Source organism: Aeromicrobium sp., assembly GCF_014378035.1.
In the GTDB taxonomy this organism is placed as follows: Bacteria; Actinomycetota; Actinomycetes; order Propionibacteriales; family Nocardioidaceae; genus Aeromicrobium.
The window spans coordinates 21,267-28,032 of the sequence record NZ_JACMOM010000093.1 but is presented as its reverse complement, the minus strand read 5'-3'; the positions used below and the strand labels follow the sequence as shown (position 1 = coordinate 28,032).

The following is a 6,766-nucleotide window of genomic DNA, read 5'->3' as shown; positions in this document are numbered from 1 at the left end:
TGCGCGACCGCTACGAGGCGCACCACCGCGTCTCCATCACCGACGAGGCCCTCGTGGCCGCGGCGACGATGGGCGACCGCTATGTCTCCGACCGGTTCCTGCCCGACAAGGCGATCGACCTCATCGACGAGGCTGGCGCCCGTCTGCGCATCCGCCGCATGGCGACGCCGCCCGAGCTCAAGGAGTTCGACGACAAGATCTCTGACGTGCGCCGCCGCAAGGAGGGTGCCATCGACGCGCAGGACTTCGAGGCGGCAGCCTCCCTGCGCGACGAGGAGAAGAAGCTCATCAGCGCGAAGGGCGAGCGTGAGAAGGCGTGGAAGTCTGGCGACCTCGACTCCGTCGCGGTCGTCGACGAGCAGCTCATCGCCGAGGTGCTCGCCAAGGCCACCGGCATCCCGGTCGGCCAGCTCAGCGAGGCCGAGTCCAGCCGACTCCTCAACATGGAGGACGAGCTCCACAAGCGCGTCATCGGCCAGGAGCAGGCCATCAAGGCGCTGTCGCGGGCCATTCGGCGCACCCGTGCCGGTCTCAAGGATCCCAAGCGTCCGGGCGGATCGTTCATCTTTGCCGGGCCCTCGGGTGTCGGCAAGACGTGGCTGTCCAAGGCGCTCGCCAACTTCCTGTTCGGCGACGAGGACTCACTCATCCAGCTCGACATGAGCGAGTACAGCGAGAAGCACACGGTCTCGCGCCTCTTCGGTTCGCCTCCCGGCTACGTCGGTTACGAAGAGGGCGGTCAGCTCACCGAGAAGGTGCGCCGAAAGCCGTTCTCGGTCGTGCTGTTCGACGAGATCGAGAAGGCCCACCCCGATATCTTCAACTCGCTGTTGCAGATCCTCGAGGAGGGCCACCTGACCGATGGCCAGGGCCGCGTCATCAACTTCAAGAACACCGTGATCATCATGACGACCAACCTCGGCTCGACCGAGATCGCCAAGGGCGTCAACCTGGGCTTCAGCCAGGCCGGAGACGTGGCGGGGTCGTACGCCAAGATGCGCGATCGGGTCAAGACGGAGCTCAAGCAGCACTTCCGTCCCGAGTTCCTGAACCGAGTCGACGAGATCATCGTCTTCCCGCAGCTGACGCAGGAGGAGATCCTGCAGATGGTCGACATGATGATCGAGTCGCTGGAGAAGCGGCTGGCCGAGAAGGACATGGGCATCGAGCTCACGACCGAGGCCAAGTCGCTACTTGCCGAGCGCGGTTTCGACAAGCTGCTTGGCGCGCGCCCGTTGCGGCGTGCCGTGCAGCGCGAGATCGAGGACGTCATGGCCGAGAAGCTCCTCTACGGAGAGATCCGTCCTGGTCAGCTGGTGCTGGTCGGCGTCGAGGGCGAGGGCATCGAAGCGGTGTTCACGTTCGAGGGCCGTGCCAAGGCCGAGCCCGAACTGCCGGAGGTGCCGCCGCCGGCAGCTGTCGAGGCCGGAGCCGAATAGCCTGTACGACCTGACGAAGCCCCCGCTGCCTGCAGCGGGGGCTTCGTCGGTTGTGAGGACGCGACTGTCAGTGAGCGCCCTGAAAGTTCAGCAGCACGACTCCGCCGACGATCATCGCGAGTGCCGTGACCTTCGCGATGCTGACTGGCTCATCAAGGAAGACGACGCCGACGACGGCTATCGCGGCGGTGCCGAGGCCGGCCCAGATCGCGTAGGTCACGGAGACCGGTATCTCTTTCACGACGATCGTCAGCAGCCAGATCGACAGGGCATAGCCGGCCACCACGATCGCCGTCCAGCGTGGGTCGGTGAATCCCTGCGCCCGTGGAAGGGCGGCGGTCGCGAGCACCTCGGTGGCGATGGCGACCGCAAGCAGTGCGGCGGCGACGAACATGATTTCTCCTGAGCTATGTAGCAGGCGCTACACGAAAACTGTAGCAGATGCTACAGTTCTGTTGATGAGCGAACCGGTGCTGAGCAAGCGGGAGCAGCTGACGGAGCGGGCAACCGACTATGCGCTTGCCCATGGCCTCATCGGCCTGAGCCTGCGCCCATTGGCCGCCGACCTCGACACCAGCGACCGCATGTTGATCTATCACTTCGGATCCAAGGACGCGCTCATCACCGAGGTCCTCGCGACCTCGAACATCCGGTCGACGGCGATCATCAACGCCATGCCTGCTTCGCCCTCGACACGCCGTGCGGTGCTCGACCTCTGGGCCACGTTCACCCGGCGAGATGTTCAGCGATGCCAGCGCATGTACGTCGAGGCAGCGGCGCTCGGATTGTTCGGGCGCGAGCCTTACGCGACGTCGATCCGCCAGTCCAACGCCGTGTGGATCGAGGCGGTCGCCGGCCACCTGCAGCATTCCGGGACCACACCTGCACGTGCGTCGCGGCTGGCGTTGCTGATTGACGCGACGTTCAACGGGTTGTTCCTCGACAGGCCGCTGGACGACGATGCCGAGGCGGGTGAGGTCGTCGGTGACCTCGCGCGGGCGCTCGCCTGACGCAAGAGGCCCGCGGGTCAGCGGGGGAGCGAGAAGGTGTTCTCGCCGGCAGGCTCGACCAGCCCGTCGGCGACGAGCCCGTCGAGCGCACGCTCCCGCTGTGTCTCGTCGGTCCACACCAGGTCGAGCGTCGCTTTCGACACAGGGTCAGCCGCGTCGCGGAGAACGGCCAGCAGCCGCCCCCGGCACTGCCGGTCGGTGCCTTCCCACGACTGGGTGGGTCGACGATCCCCGTCAAACTCCGGGTAGCCGGCTGCCCGCCAGCGGCAGAGTGACGCCACCGGGCACTGCTCGCACCGGGGCGACCTGGCCGTGCAGATCAGCGCCCCCAGCTCCATCGTCGCTGCAGCCCATCGGTGTGCATCGTGCAGGGGCATCAGCGAGGCCGCGAGATCTCGCTCGGCGACGGTGACGGAGGTGGAAGGCAGCTGGTCGCCGGCCACGAGGCGGGCGAAAACCCGCCGGACGTTGGTGTCGAGCACGACCTCGCGACCCTCGAAGGCGAACGACATGACGGCTGCCGCCGTGTAGGCGCCCACGCCGGGAAGAGCCAGCAAATCGTCGACAGAGTCGGGGACGCCACCGTCGTGCCGCTCGACGATGGCCACTGCTGCCGCGTGCAGCCGCAGGGCACGGCGCGGGTAGCCGAGCCGCCCCCACGCCCGGACCGCCTCTCCGGGTGGATCTGCCGCCAGCGACGCCGGGGTCGGCCACCGCCTCATCCAGGCGTGATAGACCGGCAGCACCCGTGCCACGGGGGTCTGCTGGAGCATGAACTCTGAGACCATCACCGCCCACGCAGAAGTGTCCCTGCGCCACGGAAGGTCGCGTGCCGCCAAGGCGAACCAGCTCATGACGTCCTCGTGCAGCTGGCCCAGCTGGCCTGTGCTGAAAGGGGCGGCGTGAAGCGTCATGGCGCGTCGATCTTCGCACGACACGGGTCGCGGCTAGCGTGGGCCCGTGAGCCAGCGACTGCCTGCCAAGATCTACTGGCGCCGGCGTCTCCTGCTCCTCGCGCTGGCGATAGGTGTCGTGTGGGTCGTGCTTCGGCTCACGGCCGGCGATGACGGCAAGCCGACCACGGACCCCACCCCCACGGCGACCACCGGCTCCCCGACCACACCGACCGCAGCCGCCCCGGTCGACGGGGTGGTCAACGTCAGTCTGGTGAGCGCCCGCCGCGCGTGCGACCCCGAGAAGGTCCGCATCACCCCGACGGTCGACTCCGGGCAGCTCGCCGGAGGGGCCGTCAAGATCGGCCTGGTGGTCAGCTCGACCGACACCAAGCCGTGCACGCTGACGCCCTCCGACGCCAACCTTGTCGCCGTGATCAGCGCCGGCAAGTCTGCGATCTGGGACTCCACGGTGTGCAGGGAGTCACTGCTCGCCGACCCGGTGTCCCTGTCGCCCCGATGGGCGTCCCTGGTCACCGCGCAGTGGTCAGGTCGCGGGTCAGGCGGCGGCTGTTCCCCCACGGAGGACTACGCGGCGCCGCGCAAGTACACCGTGCAGGTCGGCACTCTCGGTGGCGAACCGGGCCGGACGACGTTCACCCTCGAGCGCAGGCCGACTCCCAAGCCCACCGGGACGACACCATCCCCGAAGCCGACCTCGTCGACGTCGACCCCCACACCGAAACCTCCCAAGACCACGACCAGGCCGGCCGACTAGAACGTCACACGTAGCGTTCGAGGATGCTCGACTCAGCGAGGCGCGACAGGCCTTCGCGCACACCTCGTGCGCGCAGGTCGCCGACACCCTCGACGGTCTGAAGGTCCTCGATGCTGGCCGCAAGCAACTTCTGGAGCGAGCCGAAGTGCTCGACGAGGCGTTCGACGACGGTGACGGGGAGCCGCGGGATGCGGGCAAGCAGACGGTAGCCTCGCGGCGCCAAAGGGCTGTCGAGATTCTCGTCGGTGCCGATGCGCAGCGCACGGGCCACCGCGCCGAGGTCGACCAGGTTGGTCGACTCGATGGCCGCCAGCTGGGCGAGGACTGCCTCGAGGGTGCCTTTGCGGCGACCCGTGGGCATGTAGTCGCGAATGATCAGCTCGCGCTCGGCGTCGACGCCGCTGATGAGCTCTTCGAGCTGCAGCGCGAGCAGGCGACCGTCGGAGCCGAGCTCGAGCACGTAGGTGTCGATCTCACCGGCGATACGGCTGACCATCTCGAGGCGCTGGGCGACCGCCGAGACGTCGCGAACCGTGACGAGGTCCTCGATCTCGAGGGCCGACAGCGCGTCGGACACCTCATCGAGCCGGTTGCGGTAGCGCTCGAGCGTCTGGAGTGCCTGGTTGGCCCGGCCGAGCACGGCGGCAGTCTCCTCGAGCACGTGACGAAGGTCTTCGAGGTAGAGCGCGATGATGTGCATCGAGGCAGAGACGGAGATGACCGGTACGCCGGTCTGTCGGGCCACCCGGTCGGCTGTGCGGTGTCTCGTGCCGGTCTCCTCCGTGACGATCGAGGGATCGGGCATCAGGTGGACGCCGGCCATGAGAATGCGGTTGGCGTCGCGGTCGAGGATGATGGCGCCGTCCATCTTGGCAAGCTCGCGCAGTCCTGTGGCGGTGAAGGGGATGTCGAGAGCGAAGCCACCCGTGGACATCGCCGCGACCGCTCGCTCGTTGCCGACCACGATCAGGGCGCCCGTTCGGCCGCGCAGGATGCGCTCGAGTCCTTCGCGCAGCGCGGTGCCGGGAGCGACGGAGGCCAGTGTGGCGCGCAGGCGCACAGCAGCCTCGAGCTTGTCTGCGTTGCGCTCAGCAGCTGTGCTCATGGCCTATTTCCCCTGTCGTGTTGGCACACAGTGTATGTCTACCGGGGTACCAGATTGAGACAGGCCATCACTTCGCGAATGTCGTGAACTCCCGTGATGATGAGCGATCCGGTGAAGCCGTCCAGACCTTCAGATCCGGCCGGCACGATCGCCCGCCTGAAACCGATTCGCTCGGCCTCCCGGAGCCGGGAGGCCACGTTGCTGACCTTGCGCACCTCACCCGCGAGGCCCACCTCGCCGATGGCGACGAGATCGTGGGGGGCGACCTGGTCGGTCTTGGCCGACAGCGCCGCGATGGCCACCGCGAGATCGACCGACGGCTCGACGAGCCGCGCACCGCCGACGGAGGCGGTGTAGACGTCGTGGTTCGACAGGTCGAGCCCGCAGTGCTTCGACAGCACCGCGAGGATCATGGCCACTCGCGACGAGTCGAGGCCGCTCGACGTGCGGCGGGGCGACGGGTTGCTGGTGGGGACGCTCAGCGCCTGCACCTCGGCGAGGAGCGGCCGCCGCCCCTCCATGGTGACCGTGACGCAGGTGCCGGACACGGGCTTCTCGTGCTGCGACACGAACAGGCCGGTGGGGTCGGGCACCTCGACGATGCCGTCGTCGACGAGATCGAAGCAACCGATCTCATCGACCGGGCCGAAACGATTCTTGACCGCGCGCAGCAGGCGGAGCCGCGAGCTGCGGTCGCCCTCGAACTGGAGCACGACGTCGACCAGGTGCTCGAGCACGCGGGGGCCGGCCACCGTGCCGTCCTTGGTGACGTGCCCGACCAGAAGCGTGGCGATGTTGTCGCGCTTGGAGCGCTGGATGACGGCGGACGCGACCTCGCGCACCTGGGTGACGCCTCCCGGCACGCCGTCGACGTCGGCCGAACCGATGGTCTGCACCGAGTCGACGATCAGCAGGCTCGGCCGCACCGTCTCGACGTGGGTGAGCAGGGCGCCGAGGTCGGTCTCGGCCGCGAGGTAGAGGTTGTCGACGACCGCGCCGGTGCGCTCGGCTCGCAGCCGGACCTGCGCGGACGACTCCTCACCGGACACGTACAAGGTGCGGCGGCCGGCACGAGCCCATCGCGCAGCGACCTCGAGCAGCAGCGTGGACTTGCCCACGCCGGGCTCGCCAGCCAGCAGCAGGACGGCTCCGGGTACAACACCACCACCCAGCACGCGGTCGAGCTCGCTGATGCCCGACGTGATGGATCGGGCCGACTCGATGCGGACCTCGGTGATCGGCACGGCCGGGCTGGCGACCGGGGCGGCCTGCGTGCGCCCGGTGCGCACAGGAGCAGTGATGTCGACGGTGCCCCACGCTTGGCACTCGCCACAACGACCGACCCACTTGCTGGTCGTCCAGCCGCAATCTGCACACGCGTAGGCGGGCCGAACTGTCTTGGTGGACGCCATGGTGCCAGCCTAGGTCAGGCCTCGGACACAGGCGGCAGGACACAGCGCGCGAGGGAGCCCCGCACACTCCCGAGACGAAGCATGCACTGCGATATGTTCGGGGTGTCTGCCAAGCGCGTGCTCCGAGCA

7 protein-coding genes are annotated in these 6,766 nt (G+C 68.2%); 3 read left to right on the top strand and 4 right to left on the bottom strand.

Annotated elements, in window-relative coordinates; all coding sequences use genetic code 11:
- Window positions 1-1,439 (top strand): AAA family ATPase (locus H7290_RS05100; RefSeq protein ID WP_290512935.1); only part of this gene is annotated, 1,439 nt, incomplete at its 5' end.
- A gap of 67 nt (window positions 1,440-1,506) precedes the next feature.
- Here H7290_RS05100 and H7290_RS05095 read toward each other — a convergent pair.
- A complete protein-coding gene (locus H7290_RS05095; protein WP_290512934.1) occupies window positions 1,507-1,833 on the bottom strand; it encodes a multidrug efflux SMR transporter in 327 nt (108 codons plus the stop codon).
- 64 nt (window positions 1,834-1,897) lie between these two features.
- Here H7290_RS05095 and H7290_RS05090 point away from each other — a divergent pair, with 64 nt between their 5' ends.
- Window positions 1,898-2,449, top strand: a complete 552-nt coding sequence (locus H7290_RS05090) for a TetR/AcrR family transcriptional regulator (protein ID WP_290512933.1) — start codon at window positions 1,898-1,900, stop codon at window positions 2,447-2,449.
- Between the two features lie 17 nt (window positions 2,450-2,466).
- Here the strand turns inward: H7290_RS05090 and H7290_RS05085 are convergent, their stop codons facing one another.
- Window positions 2,467-3,363, bottom strand: a complete 897-nt coding sequence (locus H7290_RS05085) for an A/G-specific adenine glycosylase (RefSeq protein WP_290512932.1) — start codon at window positions 3,361-3,363, stop codon at window positions 2,467-2,469.
- A 46-nt stretch (window positions 3,364-3,409) separates the two neighbouring features.
- Between H7290_RS05085 and H7290_RS05080 the strand changes: the two genes are divergently transcribed.
- Window positions 3,410-4,120 (top strand): hypothetical protein, encoded by a 711-nt coding sequence (locus H7290_RS05080; RefSeq protein WP_290512931.1) that lies wholly within the window; start codon window positions 3,410-3,412, stop codon window positions 4,118-4,120.
- A gap of 4 nt (window positions 4,121-4,124) precedes the next feature.
- Here the strand turns inward: H7290_RS05080 and disA are convergent, their stop codons facing one another.
- Both disA and radA read right to left on the bottom strand, forming a co-directional pair.
- Complete coding sequence (gene disA, locus H7290_RS05075) at window positions 4,125-5,225, bottom strand: DNA integrity scanning diadenylate cyclase DisA (RefSeq protein ID WP_290512929.1); 1,101 nt, start codon at window positions 5,223-5,225, stop codon at window positions 4,125-4,127.
- 38 nt (window positions 5,226-5,263) lie between these two features.
- Window positions 5,264-6,637 carry a DNA repair protein RadA gene (gene radA, locus H7290_RS05070; RefSeq protein ID WP_290512928.1) on the bottom strand — a complete coding sequence of 458 codons (1,374 nt, stop codon included), beginning with the start codon at window positions 6,635-6,637 and terminating at the stop codon, window positions 5,264-5,266.
- Window positions 6,638-6,766 lie beyond the last annotated feature (129 nt).

What these genes read in the sequence shown, in the direction of transcription:
- H7290_RS05090 (WP_290512933.1), top strand. Translation starts at nt 1,898, where the DNA reads ATGAGCGAACCGGTGCTGAGCAAGCGGGAGCAGCTGACGGAGCGGGCA.
- radA (WP_290512928.1), bottom strand. Translation starts at nt 6,637, where the DNA reads ATGGCGTCCACCAAGACAGTTCGGCCCGCCTACGCGTGTGCAGATTGC.
- disA (WP_290512929.1), bottom strand. Translation starts at nt 5,225, where the DNA reads ATGAGCACAGCTGCTGAGCGCAACGCAGACAAGCTCGAGGCTGCTGTG.
- H7290_RS05085 (WP_290512932.1), bottom strand. Translation starts at nt 3,363, where the DNA reads ATGACGCTTCACGCCGCCCCTTTCAGCACAGGCCAGCTGGGCCAGCTG.
- H7290_RS05095 (WP_290512934.1), bottom strand. Translation starts at nt 1,833, where the DNA reads ATGTTCGTCGCCGCCGCACTGCTTGCGGTCGCCATCGCCACCGAGGTG.